The sequence below is a fragment of the Sediminibacterium sp. C3 genome (genome assembly GCF_000508085.1).
In the GTDB taxonomy this organism is placed as follows: Bacteria; Bacteroidota; Bacteroidia; order Chitinophagales; family Chitinophagaceae; genus Sediminibacterium.
Window position 1 is genome coordinate 1,762,407 of record NZ_KI669560.1, and the last position, 16,581, is coordinate 1,778,987.

General features: G+C 39.3%; 20 protein-coding genes and 1 tRNA gene. 17 read left to right on the plus strand and 4 right to left on the minus strand.

Translation table 11 applies throughout. The features are described from left to right. Positions 1-2: 2 nt before the first annotated feature. Genes F777_RS0108165 through F777_RS0108180 form a run of 4 tightly spaced genes read right to left on the minus strand, consistent with a single transcriptional unit; the run spans position 3 to position 3,062 of the window. Positions 3-941: a magnesium transporter CorA family protein gene (locus F777_RS0108165; protein ID WP_026751610.1), complete on the minus strand. Its 939-nt coding sequence runs from the start codon at positions 939-941 to the stop codon at positions 3-5. Positions 942-944: 3 nt separating this feature from the next. After that, the gene (dapF, locus tag F777_RS0108170; protein WP_026751611.1) at positions 945-1,745 is read right to left on the minus strand and encodes a diaminopimelate epimerase; all 801 of its coding nucleotides are present in this window, start codon (positions 1,743-1,745) and stop codon (positions 945-947) included. A 36-nt stretch (positions 1,746-1,781) separates the two neighbouring features. Then, on the minus strand, positions 1,782-2,144 hold the full coding sequence (locus tag F777_RS0108175) for a four helix bundle protein (protein WP_026751612.1): 363 nt from the start codon (positions 2,142-2,144) through the stop codon (positions 1,782-1,784). A gap of 39 nt (positions 2,145-2,183) precedes the next feature. After that, complete coding sequence (locus F777_RS0108180) at positions 2,184-3,062, minus strand: nucleoside phosphorylase (RefSeq protein ID WP_026751613.1); 879 nt, start codon at positions 3,060-3,062, stop codon at positions 2,184-2,186. An 89-nt stretch (positions 3,063-3,151) separates the two neighbouring features. On the opposite strand from F777_RS0108180, the gene F777_RS0108185 reads away from it, so the two are divergent. The 17 genes from F777_RS0108185 to F777_RS0108265 all read left to right on the plus strand — a co-directional run bounded on the left by F777_RS0108185 (position 3,152) and on the right by F777_RS0108265 (position 16,581). Then, positions 3,152-3,222: transfer RNA gene (locus tag F777_RS0108185), tRNA-Cys, on the plus strand. Positions 3,223-3,344: 122 nt separating this feature from the next. Continuing rightward, entirely contained in the window at positions 3,345-4,160 is an 816-nt protein-coding gene (locus F777_RS0108190) for a sulfite exporter TauE/SafE family protein (RefSeq protein WP_037369257.1), read from the plus strand. Positions 4,161-4,238: 78 nt separating this feature from the next. Next, a complete protein-coding gene (locus F777_RS0108195; protein ID WP_026751615.1) occupies positions 4,239-5,639 on the plus strand; it encodes an MBL fold metallo-hydrolase in 1,401 nt (466 codons plus the stop codon). 108 nt (positions 5,640-5,747) lie between these two features. Continuing rightward, entirely contained in the window at positions 5,748-6,071 is a 324-nt protein-coding gene (locus tag F777_RS16190; RefSeq protein ID WP_037369260.1) for a YHS domain-containing protein, read from the plus strand. An 80-nt stretch (positions 6,072-6,151) separates the two neighbouring features. Then, positions 6,152-7,567: an MBL fold metallo-hydrolase gene (locus F777_RS0108205; RefSeq protein ID WP_026751616.1), complete on the plus strand. Its 1,416-nt coding sequence runs from the start codon at positions 6,152-6,154 to the stop codon at positions 7,565-7,567. A gap of 3 nt (positions 7,568-7,570) precedes the next feature. After that, positions 7,571-8,014 (plus strand): OsmC family protein, encoded by a 444-nt coding sequence (locus tag F777_RS0108210; RefSeq protein WP_026751617.1) that lies wholly within the window; start codon positions 7,571-7,573, stop codon positions 8,012-8,014. Between the two features lie 55 nt (positions 8,015-8,069). Next, positions 8,070-9,302, plus strand: a complete 1,233-nt coding sequence (locus tag F777_RS16195) for an MFS transporter (protein WP_037369262.1) — start codon at positions 8,070-8,072, stop codon at positions 9,300-9,302. A gap of 63 nt (positions 9,303-9,365) precedes the next feature. Beyond that, positions 9,366-9,605, plus strand: a complete 240-nt coding sequence (locus tag F777_RS0108220; protein WP_026751618.1) for a hypothetical protein — start codon at positions 9,366-9,368, stop codon at positions 9,603-9,605. After that, positions 9,586-9,801, plus strand: a complete 216-nt coding sequence (locus F777_RS0108225) for a DUF6132 family protein (RefSeq protein ID WP_026751619.1) — start codon at positions 9,586-9,588, stop codon at positions 9,799-9,801. Before F777_RS0108220 ends, F777_RS0108225 begins: the two co-directional genes overlap by 20 nt. An 11-nt stretch (positions 9,802-9,812) precedes the next feature. After that, positions 9,813-10,106 carry a thioredoxin gene (gene trxA, locus F777_RS0108230; protein ID WP_026751620.1) on the plus strand — a complete coding sequence of 98 codons (294 nt, stop codon included), beginning with the start codon at positions 9,813-9,815 and terminating at the stop codon, positions 10,104-10,106. Between the two features lie 6 nt (positions 10,107-10,112). Then, complete coding sequence (locus F777_RS0108235) at positions 10,113-10,427, plus strand: rhodanese-like domain-containing protein (RefSeq protein WP_037369263.1); 315 nt, start codon at positions 10,113-10,115, stop codon at positions 10,425-10,427. Between the two features lie 15 nt (positions 10,428-10,442). After that, complete coding sequence (locus tag F777_RS0108240; RefSeq protein ID WP_026751622.1) at positions 10,443-11,276, plus strand: universal stress protein; 834 nt, start codon at positions 10,443-10,445, stop codon at positions 11,274-11,276. Between the two features lie 13 nt (positions 11,277-11,289). Next, positions 11,290-11,850 carry a YeeE/YedE family protein gene (locus tag F777_RS0108245; protein ID WP_026751623.1) on the plus strand — a complete coding sequence of 187 codons (561 nt, stop codon included), beginning with the start codon at positions 11,290-11,292 and terminating at the stop codon, positions 11,848-11,850. Between the two features lie 36 nt (positions 11,851-11,886). Next, positions 11,887-12,255, plus strand: coding sequence for a DUF6691 family protein (locus F777_RS16200; RefSeq protein ID WP_201767585.1), 369 nt, complete (start codon positions 11,887-11,889; stop codon positions 12,253-12,255). 127 nt (positions 12,256-12,382) lie between these two features. Continuing rightward, entirely contained in the window at positions 12,383-13,411 is a 1,029-nt protein-coding gene (locus tag F777_RS0108255; protein ID WP_071790316.1) for a c-type cytochrome, read from the plus strand. A 15-nt stretch (positions 13,412-13,426) separates the two neighbouring features. Beyond that, a complete protein-coding gene (locus tag F777_RS0108260; protein ID WP_026751625.1) occupies positions 13,427-15,136 on the plus strand; it encodes a bifunctional metallophosphatase/5'-nucleotidase in 1,710 nt (569 codons plus the stop codon). A gap of 20 nt (positions 15,137-15,156) precedes the next feature. Continuing rightward, a complete protein-coding gene (locus F777_RS0108265; RefSeq protein ID WP_037369265.1) occupies positions 15,157-16,581 on the plus strand; it encodes a hypothetical protein in 1,425 nt (474 codons plus the stop codon).

The window sequence follows — 16,581 nt, forward strand, 5'->3', positions numbered from 1 at the left end:
GCTTAGAACCATTTTTTCTTATAAAAATATCCTCCGATAATGATAGAAACGCAAAGAGAAATAATTACAGGGATATAGAAAGCATGATTGGAATGTTGGTAAGGAATATCTACGTTCATGCCATAAATGCTGGTTACCAAAATGGGTAATGATAGAATAATGGTAATGGATGTTAATCGCTTCATAACATTATTCAGGTTATTACTGATGATACTGGCAAATGCATCCATGGTGCTGCTCAGGATATTGGTATAAATATTCGCCATTTCCAACGCCTGACTGGTATCTACAATTAAATCTTGCAGGAATTCTCTTTCGTCTTCATTTAGTCCGAGAAAATTGGTTCTTTCCAGTTTCATCATCAGCATTTCATTACTCCTCAATGCTGTAACAAAATAAACCAGGCTTTTCTGTACACGCATTAATTTCAACAAGTCTACGTTACTATTACTGTCATATAAACTTTGCTCGTACTGATTTCTGCTATGGTTGATTTCTTTCAGGTAATCCAGAAAAGTTTGTACCACTTTCTCGAACACTTTTAATACCATCATATTTCTCTTGTCAGGGTGTCTTTTCTGAAAAGTGTTCAGGAATTTTTTAATGGCACCATTGTCGAAAGAGTTTACTGTGATAATTTGATTGTGGGTTAGAATGATACAGATAGGTATCGTAATATAAAATGCGTCCGAATCATTAAACGAGTTGTTTTCTGTTGGGGTCTTGATGATAATGATTTTTACATTGTCCTCCATTTCATAACGGGGGCGTTCATCAATGTCCAGGGAGTCTCTTAAAAATTCAATGGGAATTTCCAGCTCTTCACTTAATTCTACAAATTCTTCTTCTTTAAAAGGAGGAACTAAATTTACCCAGACACCCTGATCTGCTTTCTGTATCTCAATGGTCTGTCCGTCTATATTTTTAAAATACTGGATCATTTTTTACACTTTAGATGTACCGTTTAAATCAATGGTTCCTTTGAATACCAATTCCGCAGGTCCGCATAGCCAAATATTCTGAAAGCTTTCCGTTCCTGTTCTCTCAAATTCAACGGCAAGATTTCCGCCTTTGGTCTTGATTTGCACGGTTTGTTGGGTAGTGTTATTTTTCATTGACATAATTAAAGCAGCTGCAGTTACGCCAGTACCGCAACTGTAGGTTTCATCTTCAACCCCACGTTCGTAGGTTCTGACGTAGATTTTGCCTTCATCTAATTTTTCAACAAAATTTACATTGATGCCTTTCTCTTTATATTCATTGCTGTATCTGATGTTTTTGCCTTCTGTAACTACATCCAAATCTTCCAGATTCATTACTTGTTGCACATAATGAGGGGAGCCTGTATTAACGGTACATGCTGTAGAAAGCTGGCTTATACTGTTTACATCAATCATTTTAAGTTTTACCCAGTCATGCTCTGTTACTATGGCTTCATGTGGTCCATCTGAAGCAATAAAACAATATTTTTCTTTAATTATACCCGTGTCAAATGCGAATTTAGTCAGACACCTACCTCCATTTCCGCACATGCTACCTTCGGCGCCATCCGCATTATAGTATTTCATTTCGAAATCATAGCCAGCCTTGCTATTCAACAGCATTAATCCATCTGCTCCTATACCAAATCTTCGATGGCATAAAAGCGCAATTTGCTTTTGATTGAGTTTAATAAGATTGTTTCTGTTGTCCAGAATAACAAAATCGTTACCCGTTCCCTGGTATTTATAGAACACTAAATGCATGTTGCAATTTAGGTTGAAATAGGGAAGTAACAGCGTTTAATTGCGATGGCCTGCCTTTATATTGGATTCACAAATGACCAGTATCTGGTCCATGAACTTACTAAGTTCAGCTAAATCAGCTTCTTTAAAATGGCCCAGTCTGATAGACATTTTCATTTGAGTAATTAATTCAGCGTAACTTTTGATGAACTGAGCAGACTGCCACTTAAGAATTGGTTTAGAAGGGGCTTCTGCAATGGCAGACACACGGTTACAAACAATGATAATGGTTCTTCTGAGCTGTGCAGATAATACAAAACGTTGCTGAACGGGAAGTGTACAGGTTAGCCGGTATACTTCCTTGGCAGCCAGGATGGAATGCTGATATATGGATAATTCCTGCTTTGTATTTTCAGACATTAATCAAATTTACTATCTAAAAATGGGCTGAAAAAATATTTATTGCATTTTAGACAATATTTCCAGGCTTTTTACGATTAGTGATTCAACGGCTTTGCCTCCGTCTTTGCTAAAACTTTGCTGTACGCGATTAGCAACGATTGCGCTAAGGCTTAAGCAGTTATGGTTAAGAATTTTTCCTAATCCGTACATGGCACTGGTCTCCATCTCAAAATTGGTAATCCGATGATTACCGTAACTGAAACTGGTTAATTGTGAAATCAAGTTGGGGAATTGCAGTGGTAAGCGTAAAATTCTTCCCTGTGGTCCATAAAATCCAGGACAGGTAACGGTGATGCCATGGTGAAAACCTTCTACAAATTCTTTGAGCACACTGGCAGAAGCGGAAGCTATATACGGAGTTATCCCATTGTTGCCCAATTGCGTGTGTGTTTCAAAAGCGTTTAAAATTTGCGATTCTTCTTCATGATTCTGCTGCTTGTAAAAATGAAGCAGATTGTCCACTCCCAATCCATGTGTACTGGCTACAAAACTATCAACGGGAATATCAGCCTGCAAAGCTCCTGAAGTGCCCATTCTCACGATGGTCAGTTTGGTTAGTTCCGACTTGATGGTTCTGGTGCTAAAATCTATATTGGCTAATGCATCCAATTCGTTAAATACAATATCAATATTGTCAGGACCAATTCCTGTGGATACTACAGAAAGTCTTTTCTTGCCAATGATTCCGGTATGCGTAATAAACTCTCTGTGCTCATATTTGCCTTCTATCTTGTCAAAATGTTTGCTTACTTCAGCCACTCTGCCAGGATCTCCAACTGTAATGATGGTACTGGCCAGTTCTTCTGGTTTCACATTTAAATGATAAACTGCACCTCTGTCATTAATGATCAATTCACTTTCTGCAATTCTGAGCATATTTATAAGAATTAGAAAGTAAAATTCGGGATTTCTTATTTAGAATTTTAAAATTCCTTTCTTTCCGCTATTTTTGCATCCCCAAACAAGGTCCTGTGGCCGAGTGGCTAGGCAGAGCTCTGCAAAAGCTTCTACAGCGGTTCGAATCCGCTCGGGACCTCACAAAGGGTTGTCGCTCGACAACCCTTTTCTATTTCATAAATGGATTAGTTGCCATTTTGTAACTTTTGTAACCATCTTTACCTTTTTGATTCTTCATTTTTGTATTCTAAAATTGATTCAATGATCATACTAGGTTATTTATTAGCAGCATTGGTGGGTATTTCCTTGGGACTTATCGGAAGCGGTGGGTCTATTTTAACCGTACCTATTCTGGTGTATATAATGGGAGTTGATCCTGTTTTGGCAACCGCCTATTCCTTGTTCATTGTGGGTTCCACTGCATTGGTGGGCGGTATTCAAAGTGCCACGCAGAAAAGAGTTGATTTTAAAACCGTACTTATTTTTGGTATTCCATCCATTGCAGCTGTTTATGCTACCCGTTTATGGCTGGTTCCATTAATTCCAAAAGAAGTGGCCACCATTGGGTCCATAGTTATTACCAAGCCCATTGCCCTGATGTTACTTTTTGCATTAGTAATGATTCTGGCGTCTGTAAGTATGATTAAGCCTGGGAAGAAACAAGCTACAGATGAAAATCTACCCATGCAATACAATTATCCCATGATTTTACTGGAAGGATCCCTGGTTGGGGTATTAACAGGCTTGGTAGGAGCAGGGGGGGGATTCTTAATTATACCTGCACTGGTATTGCTCGCTAAAATGCCAATGAAACTGGCCGTGGGAACTTCTTTATTCATTATTGCTGCCAAATCTCTGATTGGATTTACAGGAGATTTGCAGGGGAGTGAAGTGATTGATTGGAGTTTGCTATTAACTTTTACTGGATTTGCAGTAGTTGGAATTTTTGCTGGAATCATTTTGTCCAAGAAGATCCCAGGAGAAAAACTAAAATCAGCATTTGGCTGGTTTGTTTTAATCATGGGAATTTACATCATAATTAAAGAATTATTGTTTCCTGCAGGTGGGGGGCACTAATGCAACAAAAGTTACCAAACGCCAATTTTTCACAATCGATATTTGCAGTATATATTAAAAACTTAAAAACGAAACCATATGTTTTTCCAACACATTTACGACAAGAGTTTAGCGCAAGCCAGCTATTTTATTGGATGCCAGAAAGCAGGCGTGGCTGCAGTGATAGATGCCAAAAGAGATGTGGACACTTACCTTGAAATAGCTAAGGCTAACAATATGACCATCACCCATATTTTTGAAACACATATTCACGCAGATTTCCTTGCGGGATCAAGAGAGCTTGCTAAGCTAACCGGTGCGCAGCTATACTTGTCCGCTGAAGGTGGAGAAGGATGGGAGTATGAGTTTCCGCATATAGGTTTAAAAGATAACGATGTAATCAAGCTGGGTAATTTGAGCTTTAAAGTAATGCATACGCCAGGTCATACGCCTGAAAGTATCAGCTTCCTTTTAACAGATCATCCTGCAAGTGATGAACCTGTTATGTTATTCACCGGTGATTTTGTTTTTGTAGGTGATATTGGCAGACCCGATTTATTAGAGAAAGCTGCTGGTATGGTAGGAACCCAGGACAAAGGGGCCAAGCAAATGTATCAGAGCATTAATAAGTTCAATGCATTGCCCGATTATGTTCAGGTTTGGCCCGGACATGGTGCAGGTTCTGCCTGTGGTAAAGCTTTGGGCGCGGTTCCAAGTACAACGGTGGGTTATGAGAAAGCCAGAAACTGGGCATTCCAGTATGCAAAAAATGAAGATGGTTTTATCAAATTCCTGTTGGCCGATCAACCAGAGCCGCCGAAGTATTTTGCTATGATGAAGAAGTTAAACAAGGTAGATCGTCCTTTATTAACTGAAGTTCCCAAGCTGAAGCAACTTTCAATAGAAGAAGTGAATGCCAATATGGCTAAAGGTATCAAGCTCCTTGATGCCAGACCAAAAACAGCGTTTGCCGCTGGATTTATTCCTGGTAGCTTAAACGTACAAGGCAATAATTCTTTCGCAACCTGGGCGGGATGGTATCTTAGTTACGACGAACCTTTCATGATTCTTGCAGATGAATCTATGTTGGATGATTTAACCAGAAAATTAATGAGAATTGGTTTGGACAATATAGCAGGTTATTTGCCATCTGTAGAAGCATACACCAAAGCTGGTGGCACTTTAAGCAAAGTAAATCAGGTGGATTTAGCAACTGCTAAAACTTTAGCTAAGGATCCGGAAGTGCAGGTAGTAGACTTAAGAGGTGTGGCAGAGTTTAATGCAGGTCATATTGAGGGTGCCGAAAACGTATTCGTAGGAACATTGCCAGACAACCTGAATAAAATAAGCAAAACCAAAAAAGTAATGATACACTGTCAGGGTGGAGACAGGGCGTCTATTGGCTATTCTATTCTTGCAAAAAATGGTTTTAATAATATTGTTAACTATTCTCCAGGAATGAATGAATGGATCAGCTCCGGCGAACCCGTAGTTGCATAGTGAGTATGAGTTTAGTTAGAGCTGCCTTCCCCCGGGCAGCTTTTTTTATGATTAAACTCATTTTTTTAGGAAAGCCTGTATGTTAATTTTGGACGGAAAATAGAAAGTATGAAAAAATTGAATGTATTTTTTGCGGCAATACTAATGGTTCTTCTGGTTTCATGTAATGAAGCACCAGCAGATAAAGCAGCAGATACGAATATGGCACCAGTAAAACATGGAGAATCAATGGAGCATCATGCCAGTTCTGATTCTGCTGCTAAGTACACTCCTGAGATGGTAGCCAATAAAAGGGATTTTATCTGCGGAATGCCTGTAACAGCTGGTATTGCTGACACTGCTCATTATGGTGGTAAGGTATATGGCTTCTGTGCAAGTGAATGTAAGGCTGAGTTTTTGCTGAATCCGCAGTCTCATGTAACCGCAAAATAAGTATGCGTGAATTGTAACTTTTGATACCATTTTTTTTTCAATGATTCTGGAGTTTTACAATAACATTTAAATTCATTTGTATGAAAATTGAACAAATTTATACGGGTTGTCTGGCGCAGGGCGCTTATTATATTGTATCTGAAGGAGAAGCAGCTATTGTTGATCCATTAAGGGAGATACAGCCTTATCTGGAAAGATTGGCAAAAGACAAGGTTACATTGAAGTATATTTTTGAAACGCATTTTCATGCAGATTTTGTAAGTGGTCATTTAGACCTGAGTAAGGCAACGGGCGCAAAAATTGTTTATGGCCCAACAGCAAAAGCGGGTTTTGATTGTGTAGTTGCAAATGATGGAGAAGAATTTTCATTAGGGAAGATTCATATTAAAGTATTGCATACACCTGGTCATACATTGGAGAGCAGTACTTTTTTATTGAAGGATGAACAGGATAAGCCCCATTGTATTTTTAGCGGAGATACCCTTTTTCTGGGCGATGTTGGCCGACCCGATCTGGCGCAGAAAGCAGCGAATATGACGCAGGAGGAATTAGCAGGATTACTTTACGATAGTCTGATGAATAAGATAATGCCCTTGCCTGATGATATTATTGTTTATCCTGCGCATGGTGCCGGTAGTGCCTGTGGTAAGAATATGATGAAGGAAACCGTAGATACTTTAGGTAATCAGAAGAAAGTAAACTATGCCCTGAACCAGCCTGATAAAGACAGTTTTATTAAAGCGGTTACCGATGGACTTCAGCCACCTCCCGGTTATTTTGGTATGAATGTAGCCATGAATAAACAGGGGTATGATTCTTTTGAATCTGTTCTGCATAAAGGTTCTACACCATTATCTGTGGAAGCATTTGAAGCAGCAGCAGAAACAACGGGTGCATTGATTTTAGATACCAGAGATTCCGGCGTTTTTTATAAAGGATTTATTCCTCAATCTATTAATATTGGATTGGGGGGAGATTTTGCTCCCTGGGTAGGTGCCATGATTGTAGATGTAAAGCAACCCATTTTATTGGTTTGTGAAGCGGAATCTTATAAGGATGCCATTACCCGGTTAAGCAGGGTTGGTTTTGATCATGTTATTGGATATCTGGAAGGAGGTTTTGAAAACTGGCTGAATGCCGGTAAGCCGGTTGATACAGTTGAAAGAATTGATGCTGCTGAGTTTGCTGGAATGCTGGATGTGAACTCAGATACCATTTTTGATATCAGAAGGGAAGGAGAGTATGTAGCAGAACATATTGAAAACGCCTACAATAAGCCATTGCTGTATATAAACGAATGGATTAAAGACATCAACCCGTCCGAACATTTCTTTGTGCATTGTGCAGGCGGATACAGAAGCATGATTGCTGCCAGCATTTTACAGGCCCGTGGATACAGAAACTTTACAGAAATCGCAGGCGGATATAAAGCCATCGCAGAAACCAATATCCCACGAACCGATTTTGTGTGCCCTTCCAAAACTTTAAAACTCTAAAATATGAGTACCCCATTTCATTACGAAGTAGACTTAGTTTGGCAATCTGATAGAAAAGGAACCATCAGCTCCCCTGTATTATCTAATACCATTGAAGTGGCTACTCCTCCTGAATTTCCTAAGGGAATGCCAGGTATCTGGTCTCCGGAACATTTACTCGTTGCTGCAGTAAACTCCTGCTATATGACTACTTTTTTAGCCATCGCTGAAAATTCCAAATTGCCATTTGTATCATTGAATGTGAAGGCAGTGGGTTTATTGGAACAACCTGAAGGGAAATACATGATTACAACTGTATTGTTGAAGCCGGAATTAGTGATTTCTGATGAAACCATTGCAGAAAGAGCCATGAGGGTATTGGAAAAAACAGAGAAAGCCTGTTTAATTTCCAATTCCATCAAAGCAACGGTGAAACTGGATGCAGTTGTGAAAATTGCACATGCGTAACTTTTGTTACCATTCCTGAGATTCTTTCTTTCTAACTTGCTGCAAATTCTTTTGCATGCAGGGTTTAAAGGAGAATAAAATTCAATTCATACTTCTTGTTATTGTCAATGCTTTTGTAGGGGCAATGGTGGGTATGGAGCGATCTATCCTTCCGGAATTTGGCAAGACACTCTTTTCGCTGTCCACCGCAACTGCGATTACCAGCTTTATTATTGCGTTTGGCATTAGTAAGTCTGTTAGTAATTACGCAGTTGGCGCTTTTTCAAAGAGATTTACCAGAAAGCAATTGCTTGTATTTGGCTGGCTGATTGCGGCCCCGGTTCCTTTTTTATTGATGTATGCGAATCACTGGAACTGGATAATTCTAGCTAATATTTTTCTGGGTATCAGCCAGGGGCTTACCTGGAGCACTACAGTTGTCATGAAAATTGATCTGGTAGGTAATAAAAACAGAGGGCTGGCAATGGGTATTAACGAGTTTGCCGGTTATCTATCGGTAGGACTGGCTGCCTATTTATCAGCAAGAATAGCAAGTAACTATGGATACGCTATTTATCCCTTTATTCCTGGATTGTTTTTTGTACTGGCAGGTTTAGTACTCTCCTTATTTTTCGTAAAAGATACAGCTGCCTTTGTTCAGGCTGAATCCAAAGAAAGCCCTATTCCGCTGATCAAAAATATCTGGTCTCAGACCACCTGGAATCACAGAAATTTAGGCAGTGTAACCCTGAATGGGTTGGTTAATAATTTGAATGATGGCGTTATGTGGGGACTGGTACCCTTATTGCTTATTCAACGTCAGTTTACTGTATCTGAGATTGGGATGATTGCCGGGATATATCCCGCAGTATGGGGGATTTCTCAGCTCTTTACAGGTAAAATGGGGGATCATTTTTGTAAAAAACAATTGATCACAATGGGCATGTTGCTTCAGGCAATTGCCATTATTCTTCTTGTATTTTTCACTTCATTTTCTGCGGCAATTACAGCTGCGGTTTTACTTGGCTTGGGGACAGGCCTGGTATATCCCAATTTTTTAACGGTGGTTGCAGAGAATGCGCATCCAACCCAGAGAGCAGAAGTGATGGGTGTGTTCCGGTTCTGGCGGGATATGGGGTATGTAGTTGGGGCTCTGTTAAGTGGTGTGCTTGCCGATTGGCTGGGTCTGGAAACGGCATTGTATGCGATTGCTGCCATTACGGCCGGGGCAGGGTTAATTGCTAATGTTCGTATGTGTTGTACCTTAAAGGTATTCTGGCGTTCGCAGGAATGTTCTCCTGCTGTGTAACCTTTGTTACCATGAGTAGGGTTGCTTGTTTTTTACATTTGTATTGAATAAAACGAAAGGTCTATGAAGGAAATCATTATGAGCAATTGGAATTGGATGCGGGTGATACGTTTGCTGGCGGGGATTGCCATTATTATCCAGGCAATTGCCAATAAAGACACGGTATTTGGGGTCGCAGGTGTTCTTTTTACCATCATGGCCCTTTTTAACACAGGATGTTGTGGCGTAGGTGGCTGTAATACACCCATTCAAAAATCCAACAAAAGCACAGAAGATATTACGTATGAAGAAGTGGTTAAATAGTAACAAGCTATACCTGATCGGAAGTCTGGTAGGTGCTATTGGCGGTTACATTTACTGGCAACAGGTGGGATGTGTATCAGGTACATGTGCCATAACTTCCAAACCATTGAACAGCACTTTATATGGATCAATGATGGGGGCGTTGGTTTTTGGAATGTTCAAAAAGGAAGATAAAAAAGAATCCAATCAAGCTTAAAAATAAATCATATGACATTTAATGAAATGATACAATCGGATAAGCCTGTACTGGTAGATTTTTTTGCCGAATGGTGTGGTCCCTGCAAAATGATGTCTCCTATATTGAAAGAGGTGAAAGACAGTTTAGGCGATGCTGTAACCATCATCAAAGTGGATGTAGACAAAAATCCACAGGCAGCAGCAGCTTATCAGGTACAGGGTGTTCCTACACTAATTGTTTTTAAAAACGGGAAACCATTGTGGAGACAAAGTGGTGTTGTACCCAAAAACGGATTAATCAATATTCTTCAACAATTTAAATAATCAATCATGGGCATTTTTGATATGCTATTTGGCGGGAACAATAATACCGCGGATTTAAAGTCTTTAATTAATGAAGGCGCTTTTTTAGTAGATGTAAGAACACCGGGTGAATTTGCTGATGGGCATGTAAAAGGTTCAGTGAATATACCATTGGATAATATCACCAAAGAAATTGCTAAGTTCAAGGACAAAAAGAGTGTGATTGTATTCTGCAGAAGCGGTAACAGAAGTGGAATGGCTAAATCATTGCTTGAGCAGCAAGGAATTCCTAATGTAGTGAATGGGGGTACCTGGCAGCATGTTGCACAATTTGTTCAATAAGTATAAAAACATACAATGGAAACTTTAAAAATTTTAATACCAACCGATTTCTCTGTTCAGGCAGAATATGCCTATGTTATGGTGCAAAAGCTTGCTGAAAAAATTAATGTGGATGTGCATTTTTTGCATGTATTGTCGGTTCCTGATACGGTAACGATGGACGCACAGGGAAAAATTTCTACCTGTGGTGAAATTGATGTTCAGTATATTGAACAGCAGGTCTCCATTGCCAACAGAAATCTGCTTTCTTTGAAAAACCATTACGGTGATTCAATAAAAACACATCTCCAGCTGGGAAAAGTTACAGATTCAATTATTCAGTTTGCCAGCCATCAGCAGTTTGATCTGATAGTTATGGGAACCAAGGGCGCCTGGGGAATTAAAGAAAAAGTTTCTGGAACAGAAACACAGATGATTGCGAGAAAATCAACTATTCCCTTATTGTCCTTGATGTGTGATCGTTCTGATCTTGCCATCAATCATTTGTTATTGGTACATGATTTCTCAACTCCCAAATCTGAGAATTTAACGTTGATGCATAAAATTCTGAAAGCCTTTAATCCAACGCTTCATTTACTCCAGATTGTTTCCGGAGATGTCAATGCAAGTAAGGGTGCCATAGAATCTCAAATGAAACAATTTGCTTCACTGAATTCTATTGAAAACTTTGAATGTCATGTTATCAGTGATACAGATGTTGAAAATGGTGTTATCCATTTTAACCAAATGCTTAATATGGATATGATTTGTATTGGAACACATGGTAAAGGTGGATTGCTCCATCAGAGTGCCATGGAAAAAATGGTGAATCATTTATTTAAACCCATTATCTCATTTCAACTTAAATAAGTAAAAACAAGCAATGAAAGAATTAATAACGCAAACCTGGTCATGGTGGTTTTCAGGGGCAATGATTGCTTCCATCATGTTTTTCCTTTTATATTTTGGTCAATCATTTGGCTTTTCTTCTAATTTAAGAACCATTTGTGCAGCAGCAGGTCTTGGTAAGAAAACCAAGTTTTTCGATTTTAACTGGAAGGCTCAGCTATGGAATATTGTGTTTCTGGTTGGATCCATTATTGGGGGATATATAGCATCTAACTATCTTTCTTCAGGTGGTCCGGTTGAGATTTCTGCATCAACCATTGAAGACCTAGGTAAAATGGGCATTGCCGCGCCCACTTCTTTACAACCCAATGAATTATTTAGCTGGGAGGCAGTATTTAGTGTGAAAGGATTTTTGATTCTTGCTTTTGGTGGACTGATGGTTGGATTTGGTTCCAGGTATGCAGGTGGTTGTACTTCAGGACATGCCATCAGTGGTCTTAGTAATCTTCAGTTGCCTTCCTTAATTGCCGTTATCGGATTCTTTATAGGAGGACTCTTAATGACACACTTAATTATGCCATTCATATTAAAATAAGTAAGTAAAATAACTAATTGAATTAATCTGTTTGCTATGAAGTTTTTAAAGTTTTTATTGCTGGGAATTGTATTTGGTATTGTGATGGCCAAATCAGAAGCTATTTCCTGGTTCAGAATACAGGAAATGTTTCGCTTTCAGGCATTCCATATGTATGGAATTATTGGAACAGCTGTAACACTTGGTGTGATTGGTGTTGCATTGATCAAAAAGTTTAATATCAGGGATTTTCATGGAAACCCGATTTTGTTCTTTCCAAAGGATAAGTCAGTTATCAGATACCTGATTGGTGGTACAATTTTCGGATTGGGATGGGCCTTGAGTGGTGCCTGCCCTGGTCCGATGGTTGTAAATATTGGGTATGGATTTTTATCGATGATTGTTGTTTTCTTTTTGCCATCGTAGGTACCTATCTGTATGGTGTTTTCATGAAAAAATTACCCCATTAGTATTCAGTTTTTCAATTATCACGCGTAAATACCAAGTGTATGCAAACCAATCCATCTAATGAAAAGGACAAGGTTTGATCAGAATGATCCAGCGGATGCTGAATCTGATTATTGTACTGGTGATATTTATTGTTTTATTACCGCTGGTCATTTACAATGCCGACACTATCAAAGGATGGTTCAGTTCGGATCACGCAAAAGCTATTACTCCTGCAGTTCCTGAAACTACCAAAGAAGAAAAAAAGAATATCGCTTCTGTTGAAACTTACTGGCAGCCTGTAGCATTGGATTTGGTTCCAGACGCCGCTGAAAAAGAATTGGTTTACTATGGACGAGACTTGATTGCGCATACAGCCAAATACCTTGGGCCGAATGGCTCTGTAGTTCAAATTTCAAATGGACAGAATTGTCAGAATTGTCATTTGCAGGCAGGAACTATGGCTTTTGGAAATAACTATGGATCCGTAGCATCTACCTATCCGAAATTCAGAGCCAGAAGTGGTTCAGTTGAAAATATTTATAAGCGGGTAAACGATTGTTTTGAAAGAAGTTTAAACGGAAAGGCACTGGACACTAGTAGCAAAGAAATGCAGGCAATTGTTGCCTATATCAATCATATTGGCTCCAATGTAAAGAAAGGAGAAAAAGCAGCTGGATCCGGATTAAAAGATCTGGTATTTTTAGATAGAGCAGCAGATCCGATAAAAGGTAAAGTAGTGTATGAAAGCAAATGCCAAAGTTGTCATCTGGCCAATGGAGAAGGCGTTCTTAATCCCGACAAAATAGAATATAGTTTTCCTCCATTATGGGGGAAGCATAGTTTTAATGATGGTGCAGGCTTGTATCGGATTACCAACTTTGCGAAGTATGTTAAATACAATATGCCATTGGGCGTAACACATGAAAACCCTCAGCTGACCGATGAAGAAGCATGGGATGTTTCCGCCTATGTTTTATCTCAACAAAGACCACATATTACTGTTTCTAAAGATTGGCCAGATATTACCCAAAAACCAATTGATCATCCGTTTGGTCCTTATACGGATGCTTTTACAGAAAAGCAACATAAATATGGTCCGTTTAAGCCGATAGCAGATAAAGCAAAAAAATAAAACCCCTTAAATCCCATGTCAAAAAACAGAAGAACATTCTTACAGCAAATAGGAGTTTTGGGAACTGCCGGATTGGTTGCAGCGAGCAATTCTGCGGATGCAAAGTCTACAGACGATAAAATGTCGGAAGATTACTCAGAAAGTTTTTCTGAATTTCCTCAGTCAGTTGAGATAACAGAACTAACCATTTTGCAAACGACGGATGTGCATTGTCAGGTTCATCCGCACGATGAATTATTTTGGGAGAACGGTAAATCAGTTTTCAGAAAAACCGGTGGATACGCCCATTTGGCCAGCTATCTGGCAAAAGAGAGAAAAGCCAATCCGCATCATTTTTTGATTGATACGGGGGATATGTTCCAGGGGAGCGAACTTTCGGTGAAAACACTGGGTAAGGCAATGGTTCCTATTTTGAATGCATTGCAGTATGATTTGTATTTGCCGGGAAACTGGGAAGTAATTTATTATAAGAAAGCCATGCAAACTTTGCTCGGCGCATTACACGCGCCAAAGGTTTGTGCGAATATGTACCACGATCTGGGAGATGGCAAAAAGGGTGAATTGATTTTTCCTCCCTATCATATCTGGCAGGTAAATGGAATTAAGATTGGGTTTATCGGTTACACCGATCCCCTGGTTCCTTTAAGGCAATCACCTAATTACAGTAAAGGGATTATTTATACCCAGCCGGAAGAGAATCTGGCATACTATGTAGATGTATTGAGAAATCAGGAACAGTGCTCTGCTGTAATGATTATTGCCCATTTGGGATTGTCGCAACAAATTCATCTGGCCAATCTGCCCGTTTGTGCCGGTGTGGATTATATTTTAGGTGGAGATACACACGAACGTGTCAGAAAACCAATTATTTGTAAGTATGCAAAAGTGGTAGAACCCGGTGCTTTTGGCTCTTTTGTTGGAAAACTGAAGTTGCGCTTTAATAATGGCAAGATGGTAGGAGAAGCATATACTTTGGATGAAGTAAATGTCAGCCAGTATAAAGCGGATAAAAAAATGGCGAATCTGATTAGCCAGTATGAAGAACCTTTTGCGAATCAGATTCACAAAGTTGTGGGTTATAGCTCCATTCCTTTGTATCGCTATTTTGTTGTAGAGAATCCGATTGATACAATGATTCTGAATGCACTACACTGGAAATTGCCTGAAATTGATATAGTCTTGTCAAATGGATTTCGCTTTTGCCCACCCAGAACAACCCCGGACGCAACCGGAAATATACCCATTACAGAAGGATTTATTTACGATATGTTGCCGGTTGACAGTACAATTAGAACAGGCACAGTATCAGGAAAACAACTATTAGATTGGCTGGAAAAAGAATTGAATAATGTTTTTGCCAAAGAAGCTTCGGAAAGATTTGGGGGTTGGGTGATTAGGTTCAAAGGCATGAAAGTGAAGTTTGAAGTCTTTGCAGAAAAGGGAAAGAGGGTAAAGGAAGTCTTGGTAGGCAATGCTTTGTTGGATACAACAAAAACCTATTCCATCTGCGCCTGTGAAAGGGATGGTGATCCTTCCGATATGCTTTGCCGAATGAGAAACGTACGTAATCCTCAGAATACAGCTTTTACTTTACATAGTACTATGGCGGACTATTTAAAAAACAATTCACCAGTAACACCTACTCCTGAAAAAAATGCCATCATTTTAGATGGACCGGAAACCTTATTGTCTCAGGTTACAGGGGTTGATTATGAATTCAGATAAAGAATAAACAAGTAATAGGTATGCGTTTGATAATTCTATTAACAGCGTTATTGCTGTTGAACGGGATGGTATTTTCTCAACATCAGGAAATTGCCACCAAACCTGATATGTGGAAAGGTGCCAAAGAAAATCCGGTGGATACCAGTTCTATTTTGCATGCATTTAAAAATGGGACAGTCAACGGTCACTTTCGTTATTTTTTTATGGCAACTGATAATCGCAAAGGACTCACCGATTTTTATGCCAATGCGGCTGGCGGTGGCATTCGTTTTGAAACAGCCAGATTCAAGCGGTTCCAATTTGCGGTGAGTGGTTTTTATAGTTTTAATATGGGTTCATCTGACTTTAATAAAAAAGATCCTGTAACTAATTTGGGCAGTCGTTATGAAACAAGTTTGTTTGATATTGAAGATCCAAATAACAAAAAAGACCTGGATCGATTAGAAGAGTTATACCTAAAGTATCATTTTAATAATGCATCTGTTACTTGGGGCAGGCAATTAATCAACACGCCATTTATTAATCTACAGGATGGTAGAATGCGTCCAACGGGTGTAGAAGGAGTTTGGCTGGTAACCAACAAAGAAAAGAAAACCAGATGGGAAGGAGGAGTGTTATATGCCATTTCTCCCAGAGGTACAGTCAATTGGTACAAAATGGGAGAGTCATTTGGACTATATCCTTCTGGCGTTAATACAGATGGCACAAAATCAGGTTATCCTGATCATATAAAAGTGAAGCAGGTATCAATGTTGGGCGTTAAGAGAGATATTGGTAAAAATAAAATGCTGCAGGTATGGGATATTTGGGTACCCAATGTCTTTAATGCGGCTATGCTACAACTGGATGTTGAATTTCCATCGCAAAAATCTGGTGAAGTTGTTTATGCAGGAGCACAGGTTTTGAAGCAGCATGCTTTGTCTAACGGTGGCAATGAAGATCCAGCAAAGCGGTTTATTGAAAAGGGTAGTGGCGCATTCACCTTTGGCGCCCGATTGGGTTTTAAAAATGAGCAATGGGATTATTCTATCAATTATAACCGCATCACAAAAGAGGGCCGTTATTTAATGCCCAGAGAATGGGGCAGAGATCCCTTCTTCACTTTTATGCCAAGAGAAAGAAATGAGGGCTTTGGAGACGTTCATGCAATTGTGGCAAAAGCGGCGTATACAATCCCACAAAAAAGATGGAAGCTGAATCTGTCTGGTGGTTATTTTGATATGCCGGATATAAGCAATCCTGTTCTTAATAAATTTGGAATGCCTTCTTACTGGCAGGTTAATGCTGATGTAAGATATTCTTTTGCTGGTCTGTTTCAGGGAATGGATGCCCAGTTACTCATTGTAGCAAAAATGAATCAGGGTAATCTCTATAACAATCCTAAAAATGAAATCAATAAAGTTAATATGGTTCTCTATAACTTTGTTTTGAATTATCATTTTTAA